The sequence below is a fragment of the Saccharopolyspora cebuensis genome, from assembly GCF_039542665.1.
GTDB classification, from domain to species: Bacteria; Actinomycetota; Actinomycetes; order Mycobacteriales; family Pseudonocardiaceae; genus Saccharopolyspora; species Saccharopolyspora cebuensis.
In genome coordinates, this window is record NZ_BAABII010000020.1 from 134,738 (window position 1) to 153,638 (window position 18,901).

19 protein-coding genes are annotated in these 18,901 nt (G+C 71.9%); 8 read left to right on the forward strand and 11 right to left on the reverse strand.

Annotated elements, in window-relative coordinates; translation table 11 throughout:
• Nucleotides 1-33 precede the first annotated feature (33 nt).
• Nucleotides 34-636, forward strand: a complete 603-nt coding sequence (locus ABD976_RS27285; RefSeq protein ID WP_345367952.1) for a TetR/AcrR family transcriptional regulator — start codon at nt 34-36, stop codon at nt 634-636.
• A gap of 108 nt (nt 637-744) precedes the next feature.
• A complete protein-coding gene (locus ABD976_RS27290; RefSeq protein ID WP_345367953.1) occupies nt 745-2,307 on the forward strand; it encodes an AbgT family transporter in 1,563 nt (520 codons plus the stop codon).
• A 58-nt stretch (nt 2,308-2,365) separates the two neighbouring features.
• Here ABD976_RS27290 and ABD976_RS27295 read toward each other — a convergent pair whose 3' ends face one another.
• From ABD976_RS27295 to ABD976_RS27325, 7 genes are read right to left on the reverse strand one after another with little or no spacing between them, the layout of a single operon-like run.
• Entirely contained in the window at nt 2,366-2,821 is a 456-nt protein-coding gene (locus tag ABD976_RS27295; protein WP_345367954.1) for a MaoC family dehydratase, read from the reverse strand.
• A 51-nt stretch (nt 2,822-2,872) separates the two neighbouring features.
• Entirely contained in the window at nt 2,873-3,991 is a 1,119-nt protein-coding gene (locus ABD976_RS27300; protein ID WP_345367955.1) for an acyl-CoA dehydrogenase family protein, read from the reverse strand.
• Nucleotides 3,988-5,178 (reverse strand): acyl-CoA dehydrogenase family protein, encoded by a 1,191-nt coding sequence (locus ABD976_RS27305; RefSeq protein ID WP_345367956.1) that lies wholly within the window; start codon nt 5,176-5,178, stop codon nt 3,988-3,990. Before ABD976_RS27305 ends, ABD976_RS27300 begins: the two co-directional genes overlap by 4 nt.
• Nucleotides 5,175-5,927 (reverse strand): 3-oxoacyl-ACP reductase FabG, encoded by a 753-nt coding sequence (gene fabG, locus ABD976_RS27310; RefSeq protein ID WP_345367957.1) that lies wholly within the window; start codon nt 5,925-5,927, stop codon nt 5,175-5,177. Before fabG ends, ABD976_RS27305 begins: the two co-directional genes overlap by 4 nt.
• Before the next feature lie 26 nt (nt 5,928-5,953).
• The gene (locus ABD976_RS27315) at nt 5,954-7,168 is read right to left on the reverse strand and encodes an acyl-CoA dehydrogenase family protein (protein WP_345367958.1); all 1,215 of its coding nucleotides are present in this window, start codon (nt 7,166-7,168) and stop codon (nt 5,954-5,956) included.
• Between the two features lies 1 nt (nt 7,169).
• Nucleotides 7,170-8,207 (reverse strand): phosphotransferase family protein, encoded by a 1,038-nt coding sequence (locus tag ABD976_RS27320; RefSeq protein WP_345367959.1) that lies wholly within the window; start codon nt 8,205-8,207, stop codon nt 7,170-7,172.
• On the reverse strand, nt 8,204-8,878 hold the full coding sequence (locus tag ABD976_RS27325; protein ID WP_345367960.1) for an HAD family hydrolase: 675 nt from the start codon (nt 8,876-8,878) through the stop codon (nt 8,204-8,206). The genes ABD976_RS27320 and ABD976_RS27325 overlap by 4 nt, the downstream gene beginning before the upstream one ends.
• A 63-nt stretch (nt 8,879-8,941) precedes the next feature.
• On the opposite strand from ABD976_RS27325, the gene ABD976_RS27330 reads away from it, so the two are divergent.
• Nucleotides 8,942-9,463 carry a DinB family protein gene (locus tag ABD976_RS27330; RefSeq protein ID WP_345367961.1) on the forward strand — a complete coding sequence of 174 codons (522 nt, stop codon included), beginning with the start codon at nt 8,942-8,944 and terminating at the stop codon, nt 9,461-9,463.
• An 84-nt stretch (nt 9,464-9,547) separates the two neighbouring features.
• Here ABD976_RS27330 and ABD976_RS27335 read toward each other — a convergent pair whose 3' ends face one another.
• Complete coding sequence (locus tag ABD976_RS27335; protein WP_345367962.1) at nt 9,548-10,435, reverse strand: TIGR03619 family F420-dependent LLM class oxidoreductase; 888 nt, start codon at nt 10,433-10,435, stop codon at nt 9,548-9,550.
• Between the two features lie 352 nt (nt 10,436-10,787).
• Between ABD976_RS27335 and ABD976_RS27340 the strand changes: the two genes are divergently transcribed.
• The 5 genes from ABD976_RS27340 (at nt 10,788) to ABD976_RS27360 (ending at nt 13,787) form a co-directional block, all read left to right on the forward strand.
• Complete coding sequence (locus tag ABD976_RS27340; RefSeq protein WP_345367963.1) at nt 10,788-11,417, forward strand: cyclase; 630 nt, start codon at nt 10,788-10,790, stop codon at nt 11,415-11,417.
• 278 nt (nt 11,418-11,695) lie between these two features.
• Nucleotides 11,696-12,040 (forward strand): type VII secretion target, encoded by a 345-nt coding sequence (locus tag ABD976_RS27345; protein WP_345367964.1) that lies wholly within the window; start codon nt 11,696-11,698, stop codon nt 12,038-12,040.
• The gene (locus ABD976_RS27350) at nt 12,037-12,876 is read left to right on the forward strand and encodes a WXG100 family type VII secretion target (protein WP_345367965.1); all 840 of its coding nucleotides are present in this window, start codon (nt 12,037-12,039) and stop codon (nt 12,874-12,876) included. The genes ABD976_RS27345 and ABD976_RS27350 overlap by 4 nt, the downstream gene beginning before the upstream one ends.
• Before the next feature lie 33 nt (nt 12,877-12,909).
• On the forward strand, nt 12,910-13,362 hold the full coding sequence (locus ABD976_RS27355; protein ID WP_345367966.1) for a hypothetical protein: 453 nt from the start codon (nt 12,910-12,912) through the stop codon (nt 13,360-13,362).
• Complete coding sequence (locus ABD976_RS27360; protein WP_345367967.1) at nt 13,359-13,787, forward strand: hypothetical protein; 429 nt, start codon at nt 13,359-13,361, stop codon at nt 13,785-13,787. The genes ABD976_RS27355 and ABD976_RS27360 overlap by 4 nt, the downstream gene beginning before the upstream one ends.
• An 84-nt stretch (nt 13,788-13,871) precedes the next feature.
• Here ABD976_RS27360 and ABD976_RS27365 read toward each other — a convergent pair whose 3' ends face one another.
• The 3 genes from ABD976_RS27365 to ABD976_RS27375 all read right to left on the reverse strand — a co-directional run bounded on the left by ABD976_RS27365 (nt 13,872) and on the right by ABD976_RS27375 (nt 18,698).
• Complete coding sequence (locus ABD976_RS27365; protein WP_345367968.1) at nt 13,872-15,419, reverse strand: GMC family oxidoreductase; 1,548 nt, start codon at nt 15,417-15,419, stop codon at nt 13,872-13,874.
• Nucleotides 15,420-15,481: 62 nt separating this feature from the next.
• Nucleotides 15,482-17,023 carry an APC family permease gene (locus ABD976_RS27370; protein ID WP_345367969.1) on the reverse strand — a complete coding sequence of 514 codons (1,542 nt, stop codon included), beginning with the start codon at nt 17,021-17,023 and terminating at the stop codon, nt 15,482-15,484.
• A gap of 172 nt (nt 17,024-17,195) precedes the next feature.
• Complete coding sequence (locus ABD976_RS27375) at nt 17,196-18,698, reverse strand: aldehyde dehydrogenase family protein (RefSeq protein ID WP_345367970.1); 1,503 nt, start codon at nt 18,696-18,698, stop codon at nt 17,196-17,198.
• Between the last annotated feature and the right edge of the window lie 203 nt (nt 18,699-18,901).

An 18,901-nucleotide genomic window follows, 5' to 3' on the forward strand; every position in this document is an offset into this window, starting at 1 on the left:
GGGACCGCGAGGACGGACTGGGAGGTCGGTGTCATGGTGCGGGCTGCGAGCGGAGCGGATGCGGGAGCCGAGCCGGTTCCGCAGCGCCTGCTGGCCGTGGCGACCCGGCTGTTCGCCGATCAGGGCTTCGAGACGACCTCGGTGCAGCAGATCGTGGACGCCGCCGGGGTCACCAAGGGGGCGATGTACCACTACTTCGACTCCAAGGACGACCTGCTCTCGGAGATCTACTCCCGGTTGCTGCGGGAGCAGACCGCGCGGCTGGAGGTCGCCGCCGACCGCGACGCCCCGGTGCAGGAGCGGTTGCACGCGGTGGCCGCCGACGTGGTGGTGACCACCACCGCCAACCTCGACGACACGGTGATCTTCTTCCGCTCGATGCACCTGCTGCACCCCGACAAGCAGGCCGAGGTGCGGGCCGCGCGGCGCCGCTACCACGAGCGGGTGCGGGCGCTGGTGCAGGAGGGCCAGGCGTCCGGGGTGTTCCGCTCGGACAAGTCGGCCGACCTGGTGGTGGACTTCTTCTACGGCGCGGTGCACCACCTGGGCACCTGGTTCCGCCAGGGGGGCGAGCTGACCGGGGAGCAGGTGGGCGAGCACTTCGCCGACCTGCTGCTGGCGTCCTTGCGGCCGTAGCGGCGGTCGCCTGGCGCGCTCCGGTCATCGGCGGGTCTTGCGCGCGGCGGGTCCCGGGAGGTTCGCTACCGGATACCTCGAACGGGCACCGCACCACCTCGGAGACGCATGAGCAGCGAGACGAGCACCGCCGGGTCCAGCCGCCTCGACCGGGTCCTCAACCTGGTGGAACGAGCGGGCAACAAGCTCCCCGAACCCTTCATCCTCTTCGGCCTGCTGTTCCTGGTCGTCGCGATGGTCTCCACGGCGGTGGCCGCGTTCGGCGTCACGGTGCGGATCCCGGGGGACGACGAGCTGACGGTGATCCGGGGCGCCTTGACCGGTGCGGGACTGGAGTTCCTGTTCACCTCGATGGCCGAGAACTTCATCGGCTTCCCGCCGCTGGAGACCGTGGTCACCATCATGCTCGCGGTGGGGCTGGCGGAGCGCTCGGGCCTGCTCACGGCGCTGATCCGGGCCGCCTTCGGCGGTGCGCCGCGCTGGGTGCTGCCCTACGCGGTGGGGCTGGTCGGCATCGCGGGCAGCGTGATGGCCGACTCCTCGATGATCATCATCCCGCCGTTGGCCGCGCTGGTCTTCAAGGCCGCCGGGCGGCACCCGGTGGCCGGGCTGCTGGGCGGTTTCGCCGCCGCGGGCGCGGGCTACTCGACCGCTCCGGTGGTGACCAGCCTGGACGCGCTGTTCGCCGGGATCAGCAACAGCGTGGCCGCGACCTTGCCCGATCCCGGCACCGCGGTCACCCCGGTGTCGAACTACTACTTCAACGTGGTCTCGGCGGTCCTGCTGGGTCTGCTGGCGGGCCTGCTGATCGACAAGGTGATCGAGCCGCGGATGGTGCGCGCCGGGGTCCCGCGCGAGGAGGTGTCCGAATCGGACGCCGCGGACGGCGCGGTGCGGGTGGCGCTGGAACCGGCGGAGCGGCGCGGCCTGGTGCGGGCCGGGATCGCCTTCGTGGTGGCCGCCGCGGCGGTGCTGCTGCTGGTGCTGTGGCCGTCCTCGCCGCTGCGCAACGACGACGGCGGGTTCCTGCCGGAGTCACCGCTGCTGGACTCGGTCACCACGCTGATCTTCCTGGGCTTCGCGGTGCCCGCCATCGCCTTCGGCACGAGCGCGGGCACGGTGCGCCGGCCGTCCGACGTGCCCCGGCTGATGGCCCTCGCGCTGCGCGACCTGTCCGGGTTCCTGGTGCTGGCGTTCATGCTCGGGCAGTTCATCGCGCTGTTCAACTGGACCAACCTGGGGTCCTGGGTCGCGGTCGCGGGCGCGGACCTGCTGCGCGGCCTGAGCCTGGACGGCTACCCGGCGTTCCTCGGGTTCATGGCGCTGGCCTCCGCGCTGAACCTGTTCATCATCTCCGGGTCGAGCCTGTGGACGCTGATGGCCTCGGTGTTCGTGCCGATGTTCGCCCTGCTGGGCTTCGAGCCGGGATTCGCCCAGGCGGCGTTCCGGGTCGGCGACTCGGCGACGCAGGTCATGACCCCGCTCAACCCGTACATGATCGTGCTGCTGACCTACCTGCGGCGCTACGAACCGCAGGCGGGCATCGGCACGCTGGTGGCCAGGATGACGCCGTTCGTCGTCCCGTTCTGGTTGCTGTGGGCGCTGATCCTCACGGTGTTCTACTTCGCCGACCTGCCGCTGGGACCGGGGATGGACATCCGGGTCGAATGACGCGACGTGGGCTCCCCGGCGCACCGGGGAGCCCGTCGTGGCAGTCGTGCGGAGGTGCTCAGAGCACCACGCGGGAGAGCATCTCCGCCACGCACGCCGGTTTGTCGGCGCCCTCGATCTCGATGGTCGTCGCGATGGTGAGCTGCAGCCCGCCCTTGACCTCGCTGACGTCGGTCAGTTCGGTGTGCGAGCGCACCCGCGAGCCGACCGCCACCGGACTGGGGAAGCGGACCTTGTTCAGCCCGTAGTTGATGCCCATCTTGGCGCCGACGTCGAGCTTGTAGGTCTGCCCGTTGAGCTTGGGCAGCAGGCTCAGGGTGAGGAAGCCGTGCGCGATCGGGCCGCCGAACGGGCCGGCTTTGGCGCGCTCCACGTCGACGTGGATCCACTGGTGGTCGTGGGTGGCCTCGGCGAACTGGTCGACCTGGTCCTGGGTGATGGTCAGCCAGTCGCTGGTGCCGAGCTTCTCGCCCTGGGCGGCGACGAGTTCTTCGGTGCTGTGGAAAACCCGCACGGGTACCTCCGGTCGGTGGGGGACGCGTCGTCGTGTGCTGCGCCGCGGGCGCTACGGGGTCGGCAGGTCGACGAGCTCGGCGAGGCGCTGCCGGTGCCGTTCGGCCGTGCCGAAGGTGAGCTGGGAGCTCTTGGCCCGCGCCAGGTGCAGGTGGGCCGGGTGTTCCCAGGTCATGCCGATGCCGCCGTGCAGTTGCAGCGCTTCCTCGGCGGCCAGCACGACCAGGTCCGAGCAGTACGCCTGCGCCACCGCCACCGACAGCTCCACCTCGGCGTCCTCGCGGGCCAGCGCGTCGGCGGCGCCGCGTGCGGCGGCGCGGCCGGTGCTCACGCCGGTGAACAGGTCGGCGAGCCGGTGCTTGACCGCCTGGAACGAGCCGATCGGGCGACCGAACTGGGACCGGGTCAGCGCGTACTCCACGGTGGAATCCAAGCAGTGCTGGGCCAGTCCCACCTGCTCGGAGGCCAGCACGCCCGCCGCGGTGAGCAGCGCGCGGCGCAGCACGCGTTCGGCGTCGGCGCCCGAGGCGATCCGCTCGCCGACCGCCGAATCCAGCTCCAGGGCACCGAACCGGCGGGTCAGGTCCAGCGGTGTGGTCGGCCTCCGGGTCACCCCGGGCACCGAGGTGTCCACCAGGTACAGCGCCGGGCCGTCGGCGTCGGTGGCGGGTACCACCAGGTAGTCGACGAACGCCAGCTCCACCACCGCGCCGACCGATCCGGTCAGCGCGCCGCCGTCGGCCCGGACCGCGTCCGGGAACGCGGCGTAGGGCGAACGGCCGAGCCCGATCGCGGTGCTGCCGAGCTGGGTGCCGTCGGTGAGCTGCGGCAGGATCTCCCGGACCCGGGGCACCGCGGCGCACTCCACCAGCGCCGCGGTGGCCAGCAGGTTGCCCAGGAACGGCACCGGGGCCACCGACCGGCCGAGCTCCTCGGCCAGCACCGCGACCTCCCGGGCCCCGGCCCCGGCACCGCCGAGCTCCTCGGGCACCAGCAGCGCCGCGAGCCCGAGCTCACCGGCCAGCGTGCGCCACAGCGCCAGGTCGTAGGGTTCGTCGCTCTCGGTCCTGGCCAGCACCGACGGCCAGTCGCTGCGCTCCTGCAGCAGCCGGCGCACGTTGGTCCGCAGGTCCTCCTCGACCTCGCTGTAGAGCAGGTCCGGGGCGCTCATCGCGGGAGCTCCTTCCACGGCCGGTCCTTGTCGGTGCGGATCTCCGGCGGCAGGCCCAGCACCCGTTCGGCGACGACGTTGCGCAGGATCTCCGAGGTGCCGCCCTCGATCGAGTTGCCCTTGGCCCGCAGGTAGCGGAAGCCGGGGCCGCGCGCGGAGGTGAAGTCGGCCTGGTCCGGGCGCCGGAACGTCCAGTCGTCGTAGCCGAGCCCCTCTTCGCCGAGCAGTTCCAGCTCGAAGCCGGAGATCTCCTGGTTCAGCCGGGCGAAGGACAGCTTGACCGCCGACCCCTCCGGCCCGGGGCTGCCCGCGGCGAGCTGCTGGCGGAGCCGCTGGCCGGTCAACCGGGCGGCCTCGGCCTCCACCCACAGCGACAGCAGCCGGTCGTGCGCCCCGGAGGTGCGCAGCTCGGGGCGGTCGCGCCAGGTCCGCGCGGCCAGCCCGATCAGCCCGGCCTCCCGCTCGGTGTTGCTGCCGCCGATGGAGACCCGCTCGTTCATCAGGGTGCCCATCGCCACCTGCCAGCCCTGGCCGACCTCGCCGAGCCGGTGCGAGTCCGGGATGCGCACCCCGGTCAGGAACACCTCGTTGAACTCCGCCTCACCGGTGATCTGCCGCAGCGGGCGCACTTCCACGCCCGGGGCGGTCATGTCGCAGACGAAGTAGCTCAGCCCCTTGTGCTTGGGCTGGTCCGGATCGGACCGGGCGACCAGGATCGCCCAGCTCGCCCGGTGCGCCAGCGACGTCCAGACCTTCTGGCCGTCGAGGACCCACTCGTCGCCGTCGCGGACGGCCCGGGTGGACAGCGCGGCGAGGTCCGATCCCGCGCCCGGCTCGCTGAAGAGCTGGCACCAGATCTCCTCGCCGGTCCACAGCGGGCGGAGGAACCGCTGCTGCTGCTCCGGGGTGCCGAACCGCAGGATCGTCGGGGCCGCCATGCCCAGCCCGATGGAGTTCAGCCGCGGCGAGTTGTCCGGCGCCCCGGCCGCGGCGAACGCCTCGTCGACCACCGGTTGCAGCTCGCGCGGGGCGTCCAGCCCGCCCAGCCCGGCGGGGAAGTGCACCCACGCCAGCCCGGCGTCGAACCGCGCCCGCAGGAACTCCAGGCGGTCGGTGCGCTCCGGCGGGTGCTGCGCGAGGAACGCGCCGACCCGCTCGCGCAGCCCGTCGGCGTCGGTGGCGCTCATGCCTTCGGCCCGCCCGCCACGTAGATGACCTGGCCGGAGACGAAGCCGGAGCGCTCGTCGACGAAGAACGACACGGTGTTGGCGATGTCCTCCGGCGCCCCGGGGCGCCCCACCGGGATGCCGCCGACGGCGGCCTTGCTGAACTCGTCGAAGGACACCCCGACGCGCTCGGCGGTCGCCTTGGTCATGTCGGTGGCGATGAAGCCGGGCGCGATCGCGTTGGCGGTGATGCCGAACTTGCCCAGCTCGATGGCCAGCGTCTTGGTCAGGCCCTGCAACCCGGCCTTGGCCGTGGAGTAGTTCGCCTGCCCGCGGTTGCCCAGCGCCGAGGTGCTGGACAGGTTCACGATCCGGCCGAACTTCGCCTCGACCATGTGCTTCTGGACCTCGCGGGACATCAGGAACGAGCCGCGCAGGTGCACGTTCAGCACGGTGTCCCAGTCGTCGTCGGACATCTTGAACAGCAGGTTGTCCCGCAGCACGCCCGCGTTGTTGACCAGCACGGTGGGCGCGCCGAGCTCGGTGGCGACCCGGTCGACCGCGGCGCGGACCTGCTCGGCGTCGCTGACGTCGGCGCCCACGGCCAGCGCCTTGCCCCCGGCGCCCTCGATCGCCGAGACGGTCCCGGCGCACTGCCCCTCGTCCAGGTCGACGACGGCGACGGCGAAGCCGTCCTCGGCGAGCCGCTTGGCGGTGGCGGCGCCGATCCCGCGCGCGGCTCCGGTCACGATGGCGACACGACTGGTCATGGTGGTGTTCCTTTCGAAGTCTCGCGTCACTGCGTCTTGTACTTCTTCAGCTCGCGGCGGGCGAGCGACCGGCGGTGCACCTCGTCCGGACCGTCCACGATGTGCAGCGTGCGGGCGTGCGCGTAGAGGCTGGCCAGCGGGGAGTCCTGGCTGACCCCGGCCCCGCCGTGCGCCTGGATCGCCCGGTCGATGACCCAGGTGACCATCTCCGGCACCCCGACCTTGATCGCCTGGATCTCGGTGTGCGCGCCCCGGTTGCCGACCGTGTCCATCAGCCAGGCGGTCTTGAGCACCAGCAACCGGGCCTGCTCGATCTTCACCCGGGACTCGGCGATCCAGTGCTGCACGACGCCCTGGTCGGCCAGCGGCCCGCCGAAGGCGACGCGCTCGTTGGCCCGGCGGCACATCAGCTCCAGCGCCCGCTCGGCCATCCCGATCGCGCGCATGCAGTGGTGGATCCGGCCCGGACCGAGCCGCGCCTGGGCGATGGCGAAGCCCTCGCCCTCGCCGGAGATCACGTTGTCCACCGGCACCCGGACGTCCTCGAAGACGATCTCGGCGTGCCCGCCGTGGTCGGCGTCGTCGTAGCCGAAGACGTTCATGCTGCGCTCGATCCGGACGCCCGGGGTGTCCCGGGGAACCAGGACCTGGCTCTGCTGCCGGTGCCGCTCGGCGTCCGGGTCGGTCTTGCCCATCACGATGAAGATCGCGCAGCGCGGGTTCATCGCACCGGAGGAGAACCACTTGCGCCCGTTGATCACGTAGTGGTCGCCGTCGCGGGTGATGCGGGTGCCGATGTTCGTGGCGTCGGAGGAGGCCACGTCCGGCTCGGTCATGCAGAACGCGGAGCGGATCTCGCCCGCCAGCAGCGGTTCGAGCCACCGGCGGCGCTGCTCCGGGGTGCCGAACAGGCTCAGCACCTCCATGTTCCCGGTGTCCGGGGCGGAGCAGTTGGTGGCCTCGGAGCCCAGGCGCGAGCGCCCCATGATCTCGGCCAGCGGGGCGTACTGGAGGTTGGTGAGCCCGGCGCCGTGCTCACCGGGCAGGAAGAGGTTCCACAGACCCCGTCGGCGCGCTTCGGCCTTGAGCTCCTCCATCACCGGCGGGTGCGCCGCCCACCGGTCGTCGGCCTCGGCGAGCTGCGCGGCGTAGACCGGTTCGGCGGGGTGGACGTGGGAATCCATGAAGTCCTGGAGCTGCGCCCGCAGCTCCTCGGTGCGCGCGTCGAAGCCGAAATCCATCTCAAACCTCCTCGTCGAGGGTGGCCAGGCCTTGAGCGACCAGCGGGGCCACCAGCGCTCCGATGTGGTCGAAGCCGGCACCCACGGTCTGACCGTGGATGTAGCGGTAGTGGATGCCTTCCAGGATCACCGCGATCTTGAAGAAGCCGAACCCGATGTACCAGTCCAGTTCGGACAGCTCCGCGCCGCTGCGCTCGGCGTAGCGGCCCAGCATGTCGCGGAACGGCGGGAAGCCGAACTCCGGCCCGATGCCCTTGGCGATCGGGTTCTCGTCGAGCCCGCTGAAGCCCTCCCAGTACACCGCGAGCAGCCCCAGGTCGGTCAGCGGATCGCCGAGCGTGGCCATCTCCCAGTCCAGCACCGCGTCGATCCGCAGCTCGGGTCCGACGAGGACGTTGTCGAGCCGGTAGTCACCGTGCACGATCGCGGTGCGCCCGGTGCGCGGCACGCCCGCGGCGAGCCGGGCGGCCAGCTCGTCGATGCCCGGGATGTCCCGGCTGCGGGAGGCCGCGAGCTGCTTGCTCCACCGCCGGACCTGGCGGTCGAGGAACCCCTCGGGGCGGCCGAAGTCGCCGAGCCCCACCTGCTCCGGGTCGATGGCGTGCAGCTCGGCGAGCACGTCGACGAGCTGCCGGGTCAGGTCGTGGCGCTGGTCGGCGTCGAGCCGGCCGGTGAGCTCCGGGGTGCGGTAGACGGTGCCCTCGACGTGCTCCATCAGGTAGAACGGCGCTCCGATGACCGCGTCGTCCTGGCACAGCACGTGGGTGCGCGGGACCGGCACGGCGGTGCCGGCCAGCGCGCTCATCACCCGGTGCTCCCGGCCCATGTCGTGCGCGGTGGCCAGCACGTGACCCAGCGGGGGCCGGCGCAGCACCCAGCGGCTCGTGCCGTCGGTGAGCACGTAGGTCAGGTTCGACCGCCCGCCGTGGACCACCTCGCCGCGCAGCGGACCGGTCACCAGGCCCGGCCGCCGCGTGTCCAGGTAGGCGCGCACCCGGTCGAGGTCGAGGCCGGGCAGCTCGGTGGACGGGGCGTTCATCGGGCCTCCTGGTGGTGGCGGGTGGGCGGCAGGCCGGGGACGAGTTCGGCGAACCGGGCGAGGGTGTCGGCCGCCCCGGTGTGCAGCACGCAGCGGATGCCGAGGTGCTCGGCGGCCTCGACGTTCGGCGCGCCGTCGTCGACGAAGACCACCTGATCGGCGTCCAGCCCGAGCCGGTCCAGCGCCAGCCGGTAGATGCGCGGGTCGGGCTTGCGCAGGCCGACCTCGCCGGAGATCACCGCGTCCTCGAACAGCTCGTCGAGCAGTTCCCGCGGGTAGGCGTTGCCCCAGCTGTTGGACAGCAGCGCGGTGCGGACGCCGTGCGCGCGCAGCCGGCGGACCAGGTCGTGCATCACCGGCTCGGGGCGCATGTGCGCGAAGATCCGGCCGAGCAGGCCGTCCGGGGGGACCGGGCCGTCCTCGGTGGTGCGCAACCGGGCGGCCAGCAGGGCGTTGAACTCCGCGGCGCCGATCTCGCCGAGTTCGAGCCGGTGGATCGGCGTGCCCGGGGGAGCGGAGCGGGACAACCACTCCTTGAGCGCGGCGGAGTAGGTCTCGGGCCGGACGCCCTCCTGCCGGGTCCACGACCGGATCGCCGCCCGGCCGGAGGTGGTCAGCACTCCGCCGTAGTCGAAGATCACCGCCCGCACCGCGGCGTCGCTGGGGCTCATGGAGCCTGACCGTACCGACTAGACGGTATGTGCGCTAGACCCCGACCCGGGTACCGTGCGGGTGTGGACTGGCGCGAGGAGGCACTGGACCAGCTCGACTTCTACTGGGCGGGCTGGCGGCCCCGGCTGGACGGGCTCACCGACGAGGAGTACTTCTGGGAGCCCGTCGCCGGTTGCTGGTCGATCCGGCCGGTCGCCGACGGCTGGGCGATGGACTTCGCGTTCCCCGAACCGGACCCGCCGCCGGTGACCACCCTCGCCTGGCGGCTCAACCACATCGCCGGCCACGTCTTCGGCCTCCGGGTCAGCAACCACTTCGGCGACGGGTCCTACCGGATGGACCACCACGACCACCCCGCCACCGCCGCGGCGGCGCTGTCCTACCTGGACGAGCAGCACCGGTCGTGGCGGGACGGCATCGGTGCGCTGGACGCCGCGGGGTGGGCGCGGCCGGTGGGGCGGGCCGAAGGCCCGTTCGCCGACCGCAGCTACCTCGCGCTCGTGCTGCACCTCAACCGGGAGCTGTGCCACCACGGCGGCGAGGTCGCGCTGCTGCGGGACCTGTACCGCGCCGGGGCCCGCTGAGCTGGCCGGGCTCGCTGAGCTGGGCGGATCCGCTGAGCTGGGCGGATCCGCCGGGAAAGCGGCTCCGCCGCTGCGGAACCGCCGTCAGCCCAGCGCCGACCTGATGCGCCCGGCCAGCGCCAGCAGCTGCTCCGGGGTGTCGGTGGTGAACTGCAGGTCCAGGAAGACGTCGGCGACGCCGAGCCGCTCGACCGCGCGGAGGTAGTCCGCGAGCTGCTCGACCGGACCGGTCGCCGGATCGTCGGTCGGCGTCGGCTGGATCATCGGGTTGATCCGCAGGGCGGTCGGCACCGGCCCCCGCCCGGCCGCGGCGGCGTGCTCGTTGATCGTGCCCAGGACCCGGTGCAGCGGTTCGACCGGCAACGGCACCCCGAGCCAGCCGTCGCCGCGCCTGCCCGCCCGGCGCAGCGCGGCGGGGGAGGCCCCGCCGAGGTAGATCGGGATCAGGCCGGGCTTGGGCTGGAACTCCGCTTCGGGGAGGGTCCAGAACCGGCCTTCGTGGCGCACCGGGTCCGGTCCCCACAACGCGTTGAGCACGTCGAGCGCCTCGTCGAGCCGCGCTCCGCGCTCGTGCCACGGGACTCCGGCCGCTTCGTACTCGTCCTTCGACCAGCTCAGGCCGAACCCGGCGATCAGCCGGCCGCCGCTGAGCTGCTCCAGCCCGGCCAGCCTGCGCGCGAGGTGGACCGGTGCGTGCAGCGGCGCGCTCATCGTGCTGGTCCCCAGGATCGCGGAGCTGGTCGCGGTGGCGGCGACGGCGAGCACCAGCAGCGGGTCGACGGTGGCGCCCATCCGCTTCGGCGGGGTGCCGTCGCCGCCGGGGTAGGGGCTGCTCGGGCGGGTCGCGTAGTGCACCCGCTCGGAGGCCCAGAGGCTCTGGAAGCCCGCGCGCTCGGCTTCGGCGGCGAATCCGGGGATGAGGCGGGGGTCGGCGAACGGTCCGAGCTGGGGCAGGGCGAGTCCGAGGCGCATCGGGGCATCCTCGCCGCCGCGCGCGGGCGGGGCAAGCACCGGGGCCTCGCGAGCGGGTGTCCACAGCGGACTCGACGTGGTTGGTCCCGGGTGAGCGTGCAACTACTTCGTCCGGCGGTGCACCGGATACCGCGCGTCGTCGCCGCGGGTCCGCGCGGGTGAGCTCGGCCCCCGGTGCGGATCACCCGGGCGGCGGTGCGCCCGCCCGGCGCGCCAACACCCTCCGTCGAGCGCGGGAAAGCTGGCAAAGGTGGGAAACCGGGCTGCGTTGACGCCGACTTTACTCGTCAGTAAGTATCGGTCGCGCCGCGCGGCTCCACCTTTCCCTTCGAGTTCCGAGGTGAGGCCAACGATGTCCGCACGCATCAAGCGCACCGCAACCGCCGCCGCGATCGCCGCGGCCACCGCCCTCGCGTTCAGCCCGCAAGCGCTGGCCGCCGCCTTCGACATCAACTTCGACTGCTCCGGGGATTCCCCGCTCGGCGAGCAGTTGTTCAGCCTGCCGCAGACCGCGGAGGTGATCGCGCCCGCGTCGGTGGCCCCCGGTGCCGGGCTGGAGCTGGTGATCGACCCCGAGCCGAGCACCGTGCCGACCGAGGTCAACGGATACGCCGTGGAACGGGTCGAAGGGCTCGACCTGCGCATCCCGATCCCGGCGAACTCCACGTTCGTCTCCGCCGAGCTCTCCGGCGGTTCCGGTCTCGGCGACACCCCGCCGACCCTCACCGTCGACGGCGACCTCGCCACGCTGCACCTCGACGGCCCGATGGCCGGTGGGGCCGCCTACGAGCTGCCGACGGTGACCGCCCAGCTCACCGCGGCCGACTCGGGGACGATCGAGACCCGGTTGCACGGGACCGGGTACGACGACCCGGGGTTGACGTTCAACGCGGTGGTGTCGTCGATCCTCGGCGAGATCGACGTCCCGACCGCCTGCTACCCGAACCCGAACCCGGTGCTGACCACCACGACCATCGGCTGAGCGCCGGGCCGGTCAGCGGTGCCCCGCCCCCGGGCGGGGCACTCCCGGTGCCTTCCCGGGAACGCGGCCACGTCGGCGCTGCCCCGTTCGGTCGTGCCCTGCCCCGTTCGGGTGGGCGCTGCACCGGACGGCCGGGTCGCCGCGGCCGATCGGCCGGTGCCGGAATTGCGCTCGACGCCGGGAATCCGGCGGTTCGCGCCCCGGCTCGCCACGGCTGTGGGAATCTCCTCGGCCTGGGGAAGTCCGGCGGCAACGGTGCCGTGGCGGTGGGAGGTGGCATGGCCGAGAAGTTCAAGGTCGAACCGGAGGAATTGCGGGGCTACGCGGGGCTGCTGGAGCGCAACGCCCAGCACTTCCTCGCCATCCGGGAGCACGCCGAAACGGAAGGGTCGGACACCAGCGGCTTCACCGGTGTGCTCGCGATGTTGCGACCGGTGGTGACCGGGGTCGGCAAGCTCTTCGGGGAAACGCTGGAGTTCGGCAACGAGCGGCTCACCGGCGTGGCCGAAGCGCTCAAGGAATCCGCCGGCGTCTACGAGCAGGACGACCTGGCGAACTCGAAGCGCATCGAGCAGGTCCAGTCGATCATGGGCGATGCCACGGACCTGGGAGGACGCGGATGAGCGGGTACGCCGACACCCAGGACCCCGCGGCGGTGCTCGCCGCGGCGCCGAAGGACCGCCCCGGCAGGCAGACCACCGAGGAGCTGATGCAGGCCGCCGGGTGGAAGCTCCAGGGCGTCAACTGGGTCTACGAGAAGGTGACCGGCGATGACCTGATCGAATCGCTGATCAACCCGCTGCTCGGCGACTTCGAGAAGATCGACGAGAACGCCGCGGCGTGGGACAACATCGCCAAGTCGCTGGACGCGGTGCGCAACAACCTCAACGCCGGGCTCGGCGAGCTGGAACCCCACTGGGAGGGCGAGGCCGCGCAGAGCTTCGAGCGGCACATCAGCGTGGTGTGGACGGTCGCCATCGAGGCCGATTCGCAGATCGCCCGGCTGATCGGGCAGAAGTTCCAGAGCACCGCCGCCACCTGCCGCACGATGACCAAGGTGGCGCTGGTCCTGCTCGACCTGGTGGCCAGCAAGCTGCTGGAAGCGGCGATCACCGCCGCGCTGCCGGTGGCCTGGGCGCGGGTGGTGCTCATGGTCAAGGACGTCATCGACATCGTCGATGCGATCCGCAAGATCATCCTGGCGATCCAGTCGATCATCGAGGGCGTCAAGGCCATGATCGACGGCATCCAGCAGATGGGCACCGCACTGATGAAGATCAAGGACGTGAACAGCGTCAACGACGCGATGAACGTCCTCGACGACGTCCAGGACGCCAAGCAGACCTACGACGACGGGGCCAAGGCCGCGCAGGCTGGGGCGACTGCGGCCGCGTTCGGCGCCTACGGCGGGCTCCGGGGCGCCAACGCGCTGGGCAAGCACAACAGCATGGGCTCGTAGGGCAGCTGATCACCCACTCCGAAAGGACCGACGGTGTCGAACCCGTTGAACGATCCGCGGCTGAGCGAGCTGGTGGCGCAGCTCGACGACGCGCTGACCGCCGGTGAGCAGGTGGCCGAGGAGGCGGCTCGGGCCAGCACCGCCGCGCCTGGTCTCACCGAGGAGGACATCGCCGAGCTGGAGCGGCACGCCCGCGGCGGCGGCGCGACACCGGAGCTCGCCGAGCTCCAGCGGCGCATCGACGCGGGCGAGTTCTCCTGGCAGGACGTGCTGGCCGGGCGGATGTCGGACGACCCCGGGGTGCAGCGCGGGCTCGCGGCCGGGATGGCCGACGTCCAGGAGGCGAGCACGCTGCTGCACGAGGGCCACGACGTCGACGACATCATCGCGGCGAAGGGGGCGGAAGCGGGCCCGGTCGGCCGCCGCCCCGGTCCGTCCGAGGACGACTGGGACGACGACTGGGAGCAGGAGCCGGACCGGTGGTGACCGGCCGCCGGAGGCTGCTGCCCGGCTGCCTGCTCGTGCTGCTCAGCGCCGTGATCGGGCTCGCCGGGGTGGTGGCGGTGCTGGCCGCCTCGTTCGGCGGGACCTCGTTCGGGCGGGAGGAGCCGTACCGCTGGGACGACGGCGCGCTGGTCCTCGACTTCACCCGCCCCACCTCCTGCGCCGTCGTGCCCGAGGCGGGGCAGCGGCGGGAGGTCCGGCCGGTGCGGCAGCGCGAGCAGCTCGAGGTGGACCGCTGGTTCGCCGGCCCCGCCGAGATCACCTGCGGGACGACGGTGACCGCCTGGCAGGGTTCCGGTGCGTCGCTGCGGTCGTTCACCTCGTCCCCGCCGTTCGAGTACGGCTTGGCCGCCCTCGTCGTGCTCCCGCTCGCCGGAGCGGTGTTCGTGCTGGTGCGGCGGCGCTGAAGCGGGAGCGCCGAGGCCCCTCCGGGACGGGGGACCGGAGGGACCTCGGCGCGGGGTGGGGCGCCACCGGGGCGCCCCACCGGGTCAGCGGTTGTCCTCCTTGAGCATGTCGGAGCACTTCTCGCCGATCGCCATCGTGGTGATGTTCGGGTTCACCGCGACCAGGAACGGCATCGCCGAGCCGTCGGCGACGCGCAGGCCCTCGACGCCCTTGACCCGCAGCCGCGCGTCCAGCGGCTTGCTCGGGTCGTCGTCGGCGCCCATCGGGACCGAGGCCGCCGGGTGGTACACCGTGTTGTGGGTGCGCCGGATGTAGTCCGCGATCTCGTCGTCGGTGCGCACGTCCGGGCCCGGGTAGAGCTCCGCGCCGGCCCACTCCGCCAGCGCCGACTGGGACGCGATCCGGCGGGCCAGCTTGATGCCCTCGGTCATCACCCGGATGTCGTGCGGGTCGGTGAAGTAGCGCGGGTCGACCTTCGGCTTGTCCCGGAAGTCGCGGGTGCGCAGCCGCACCGTGCCGGTGGACCGGGCGCGGGTGACGTTCGGGGTCAGGCAGAAGCTGTTCTCCGAGGTGGGGTAGCCCTGCCGGACGGTGTGCATGTCGAACGGCACCGAACCGTAGTGGAACATCAGGTCCGGCCGGTCCAGGCCCTCCTCGGTCCGGGTGAAGATGCCGATCTCCCACCACTGCGTGGACTCCTGCACCATCGGCTGCGCGGCCTCCCAGGCGATCACGCCCTCCGGGTGGTCCTGCAGGCTGGAGCCGACGCCGGGGGAGTCGACCAGCACGTCGACGCCCACCTCGCGCAGGTGCTCGGCCGGTCCGATGCCGGAGAGCATGAGCAGTTTCGGGGTGTCGATCGCGCCCGCCGACAGCACCACCTCGCGCCGCGCGGTCACGGTGCGGGTGTGGATCTGGTCCGGGTCCAGGTACTGCACGCCGGTGGCCCGCTTGCCGTCGAAGGTGACCTGCCGGACCCGCGCCTCGGTCCGGATCTCCAGGTTCTCCCGGTCCAGGATCGGGTGCAGGTAGGACACCGAGGACGAGGAGCGGGTGCCGTCCTCGCGGGCGTTGATCTGGAACCAGTTCGCGCCGTGGGTGACGGTGGTCCCGGAGTTGAACTCGGTGGTGGGGATGCCCGCCTCGGCGCACGCCTCCAGCAGCGCCACGCCGCACGGGTCCTTCGGCGGCACGCTGCGGATCGTCACCGGCCCGCTGCGGCCGTGGTGGTCACCGGGGCCGTCGTTGGTCTCCAACCGCTTGTACAGCGGGAAGATGTCCGCGGCGCTCCAGCCGGTCGCGCCCATCGACGCCCACTCGTCGAGGTCCTCGGCGGGCGCCCAGAAGGCGATGCAGGAGTTGTGCGAGGAGCAGCCGCCCAGCACCCGGGCGCGGGCGTGGCGCATGAACGAGTTGCCCTGCTCCTGCGGCTCGACCTGGTAGTCCCAGTCGTAGCCGGACTCCAGCAGGGCCATCCAGCGGTCGAGCTCCAGGACCGCCTTGTCGCCCACGTCGGACGGCCCGGCCTCCAGCAGGCAGACGGTGACGTCCGGGTCCTCCGAGAGCCGGGCCGCGACGGCCGCTCCGGCGCTGCCGCCGCCGACCACGACGTAATCGAACTGGTCTGTCATCGGGAGCACTCTCCGTTTCTGCGGGGGGTGGGGCCGCGCGGGCGGCCCCGGCATCAGCGCGTTCAGCCGACGGGCTGTTCGTCGGCGGCGGTGGACTCGTCGGTCGTCGCGGCGTGGTCGGCCAGCACCCCGATCTTGTGGCGCTGCACGAACCAGTAGTAGGCGAAGCCGCCCAGCGCGGCGATGCCGACGAACAGCAGCGAGCTGTACTGCAGGTACCAGTGGTACGGCGGCTCGGCGTTGTAGACCTCGCGCCGCGGCCAGATCAGGTTCACCGTCATGGCCAGGCCCCACAGCACCGCGAGGATGTTGACGGGCAGGCCGAACTTGCCGAGGTTGAACCGGCCGGGCTGCTGGTCGGCCTGCCACCTGCCGCGCAGCCGCGCGATCAGCATCGGCACCGTGACCAGCAGGTACGAGACGTAGATGAGGATGATCGCCAGGCTGGTCACGGTGGTGAAGATCTGCGGCTGGCCGATGTTGACCAGCAGCAGCACGACCGCGAGCACCCCGATCAGCACCGCGGGGACCACGGGGATCTGGAACCGCGGGCTGACCTTGGCGAGCTTGGAGCCGCCGGGCAGCGCGTTGTCGCGGGCCATCGCGAAGGCCATCCGGATGGCGGCGGTGTGCACCGCCAGCACGCACACGGTGATCGCGATGAAGATCGCCACCAGGAACAACCGGCCGACCACCGGGCCCAGCGCGTCGCCGAGCACGAACTGCAGGCCGCTGTCGGCCAGCTCCGGCGCCGAGAGGTCGCGGATGGCCATCAGGCCGAGCAGGATGATGAGCCCGCCCAGCACGGCGGAGGCGATCAGCGCCTGCAGGATGGCCTTGGGGGCCTTGCGGTGGGGGTCGACGGACTCCTCGCCGAGCGAGGCGGCGGTGTCGAAGCCGTACATGACGTAGGACGAGGCGATGCCCGCGATGAGGAACGCGCTCAGGTAGCTGCCGCCGTGGGCGTTCTCGGTGCCGGAGGTCTCGAGGACCACCGTCGGCGGGTTCTGCACCACGAACAGCAGCGCGATGATGAGCAGCACCGCGGCGATCAGCTCCAGGAGCACCCCGGCGCTGTTGATCCGGGCCATCAGCTTGACGCCGAAGGCATTGACCAGCGTGGTGAACAGGATCAGCACCAGGGCCAGCAGGATGCCGTTGACGGCTTGCTCGGTGTCGGTGCTGCCGTCGCCGACGACCTGGAACCCTTCCCAGAGCTGCGGCAACGTGTTCTGGTAGGCCAGCGAGGTGGCCGCGATGGAGACGATGGAGGCCAGGAGCATCATCCAGCCGGCCAGCCAGCCGACGTGCTGGCCGCCCAGCTTCTTCGCCCAGTTGTAGACGGAACCGGCGATCGGGTACTTCGAAGCCAGCTCGGCGAAGCTCAACGCCACGAACAACTGCCCGATGAACACCATCGGCCAGGACCACCAGTAGGCGGGCCCGCCGTGGGAGAGACCCAGGTAGGACATTTGGAAGGTGCCGGTGAGCACCGAGATGTAGCTGATCCCGGCGGCGAAGGTGTGGAAACCTCCGAGACTTCTCTTCAATTTGTTGGTGTAGCCGAACTCCTCGAGCTCGGCATCGCCGGTGGGCGCGCTCATGCCCCGAAACTCCTTTCCCGATTCCCGGCCCGCGCCAGGGCGGGCCGGGAATTCGGGTGGTCTTTTTGTGGTCTTTGCGCGATGGGGAGATCGATCACCCGCGATCGTCGGCGGCGGGGACGATCAAGTGCCGCGTGGTGGCGGTGATCGCCACCTCAGGAAGAATTCCTCCTCATTCTCCGGAGAACCAGCGCTGCGGTCCGGGGCGCAGGTTCTGGTAGACGTGCTTCGTCTCCTGGTATTCGCCGAGCCCGGCGCGGCCGAGTTCGCGCCCGGTGCCGGACTGCTTGTACCCGCCCCACTCGGCCTGCGGCAGGTAGGGGTGGAAGTCGTTGATCCAGACGGTCCCGTGGCGCAGCCGGTTGGCGACCCGCTGGGCGCGCGCCGGATCGCCGGTGAAGACCCCGGCGGCCAGGCCGTAGTGCGTGTCGTTGGCGATCCGCACCGCGTCGTCCTCGTCGGTGAACCGCTCCACGGTGAGCACCGGCCCGAAGGACTCCTCGACGACCGCGTGCGAACCCTGCCGCACCTCGTCGAGCACGGTCGGCAGGTAGAAGTGCCCGTTGGCGTACCGCTCGCCCGCCGGGCGGCCCCCGCCGGTGCGCAGCACCGCGCCCTCGGCGACCGAGCGGGCCACGTAGTCCTCGACCTTGGCGAGGTGGGCGGCCGAGATCAGCGGACCGGTCTCGGCGTCGGCGTCGAACGGTCCGCCGATGCGGATCCGCTCGGCGCGCCGGACCACCTCGTCGACCAGCGCGTCGTGCAGCTCGTCCTGCACGATCAGCCGGGCACCCGCCGAGCACACCTGGCCGGAGTGCAGGAAGACCGCCGTGAGCGCGTAGTCGACGGCGGTCTCGAAATCGGCGTCGGCGAAGACCACGTTGGGGTTCTTGCCGCCCAGCTCCAGGGCCACCTTCTTGACGGTGCCCGCCGCGCTCGCGGAGATGGCGCGGCCGGTGTGCAGGCCACCGGTGAAGGAGACCAGGTCGATGTCGGGGTGCTCGGCGAGCACCGCGCCGACCTCCGCGCCGGCGCCCAGCACCAGGTTGCCGACCCCGGCGGGCAGCCCCGCCTCGGCCAGCGCCCGCATCAGCAGGATCGCGGTGCCGGGGGTCAGCTCGCTGGGCTTGAGCACGAAGGTGTTGCCCGCGGCCAGCGCCGGGGCGACCTTCCAGGCCACCTGCAGCAGCGGGAAGTTCCACGGCGTGATCAGGCCGCAGACCCCGACCGGCTCGTACTGCACGCGGCTGATGGCCTCCACCGAACCGGTGTCCACCAGGTGACCGGCGTCCTGACCGGCGAGCTTGCCGTAGTACCGGAAGCAGGCCGCGATGTCGTCCATGTCGAACTCGCTCTCCACCAGCCGCTTGCCGGTGTCGCGCGATTCGGCGCGGGCGAACTCGTCGCGGTCGCGCACCAGGATGTCGGAGACCCGGAGCAGCAGGTCACCGCGCTCCCAGGCGGAGGTGGTGGACCAGCCGGTGGTGTCGAACGCGCGGCGGGCGGCGGTGACGGCCCGCTCGGCGTCGGAGCGGTCGGCCTCGTCGACGACGGCGACCAGGCCGCCGTCGGCGGGGCTGCGGATCTCGCGGGTGCCCCCGCCGGCGGCGGCGACCCACTGCCCGTCGATGAACAGCGAATGGGGGGCGTCCGGACCGGATTTGCCCGCGTTCACCGAGGTTCCTTCAGCGTGCGACATGGAGCGTTTTCCCCGTTTGTCCTCGTCGGTGCATTCCTCCGCCATTCGGGGTGGCGGATCGATCGCGAAACGGCGCCGCGGCAGTCGCGGTGATCACCGAATTCGGCGTGCCGCCAGCGGTGCTGCTCCTTCACCTCCCGGACTGCATTCGGTGGCGGCGCTCATTCGCGATGGCGCGC

Coding starts and splice junctions, on each gene's coding strand:
- ABD976_RS27345 (WP_345367964.1), top strand. CDS start 11,696: ATGGCCGAGAAGTTCAAGGTCGAACCGGAGGAATTGCGGGGCTACGCG.
- ABD976_RS27365 (WP_345367968.1), bottom strand. CDS start 15,419: ATGACAGACCAGTTCGATTACGTCGTGGTCGGCGGCGGCAGCGCCGGA.
- ABD976_RS27340 (WP_345367963.1), top strand. CDS start 10,788: ATGTCCGCACGCATCAAGCGCACCGCAACCGCCGCCGCGATCGCCGCG.
- ABD976_RS27350 (WP_345367965.1), top strand. CDS start 12,037: ATGAGCGGGTACGCCGACACCCAGGACCCCGCGGCGGTGCTCGCCGCG.
- ABD976_RS27305 (WP_345367956.1), bottom strand. CDS start 5,178: ATGAGCGCCACCGACGCCGACGGGCTGCGCGAGCGGGTCGGCGCGTTC.
- ABD976_RS27325 (WP_345367960.1), bottom strand. CDS start 8,878: ATGAGCCCCAGCGACGCCGCGGTGCGGGCGGTGATCTTCGACTACGGC.
- fabG (WP_345367957.1), bottom strand. CDS start 5,927: ATGACCAGTCGTGTCGCCATCGTGACCGGAGCCGCGCGCGGGATCGGC.
- ABD976_RS27285 (WP_345367952.1), top strand. CDS start 34: ATGGTGCGGGCTGCGAGCGGAGCGGATGCGGGAGCCGAGCCGGTTCCG.
- ABD976_RS27290 (WP_345367953.1), top strand. CDS start 745: ATGAGCAGCGAGACGAGCACCGCCGGGTCCAGCCGCCTCGACCGGGTC.
- ABD976_RS27315 (WP_345367958.1), bottom strand. CDS start 7,168: ATGGATTTCGGCTTCGACGCGCGCACCGAGGAGCTGCGGGCGCAGCTC.
- ABD976_RS27300 (WP_345367955.1), bottom strand. CDS start 3,991: ATGAGCGCCCCGGACCTGCTCTACAGCGAGGTCGAGGAGGACCTGCGG.
- ABD976_RS27370 (WP_345367969.1), bottom strand. CDS start 17,023: ATGAGCGCGCCCACCGGCGATGCCGAGCTCGAGGAGTTCGGCTACACC.
- ABD976_RS27320 (WP_345367959.1), bottom strand. CDS start 8,207: ATGAACGCCCCGTCCACCGAGCTGCCCGGCCTCGACCTCGACCGGGTG.
- ABD976_RS27335 (WP_345367962.1), bottom strand. CDS start 10,435: ATGCGCCTCGGACTCGCCCTGCCCCAGCTCGGACCGTTCGCCGACCCC.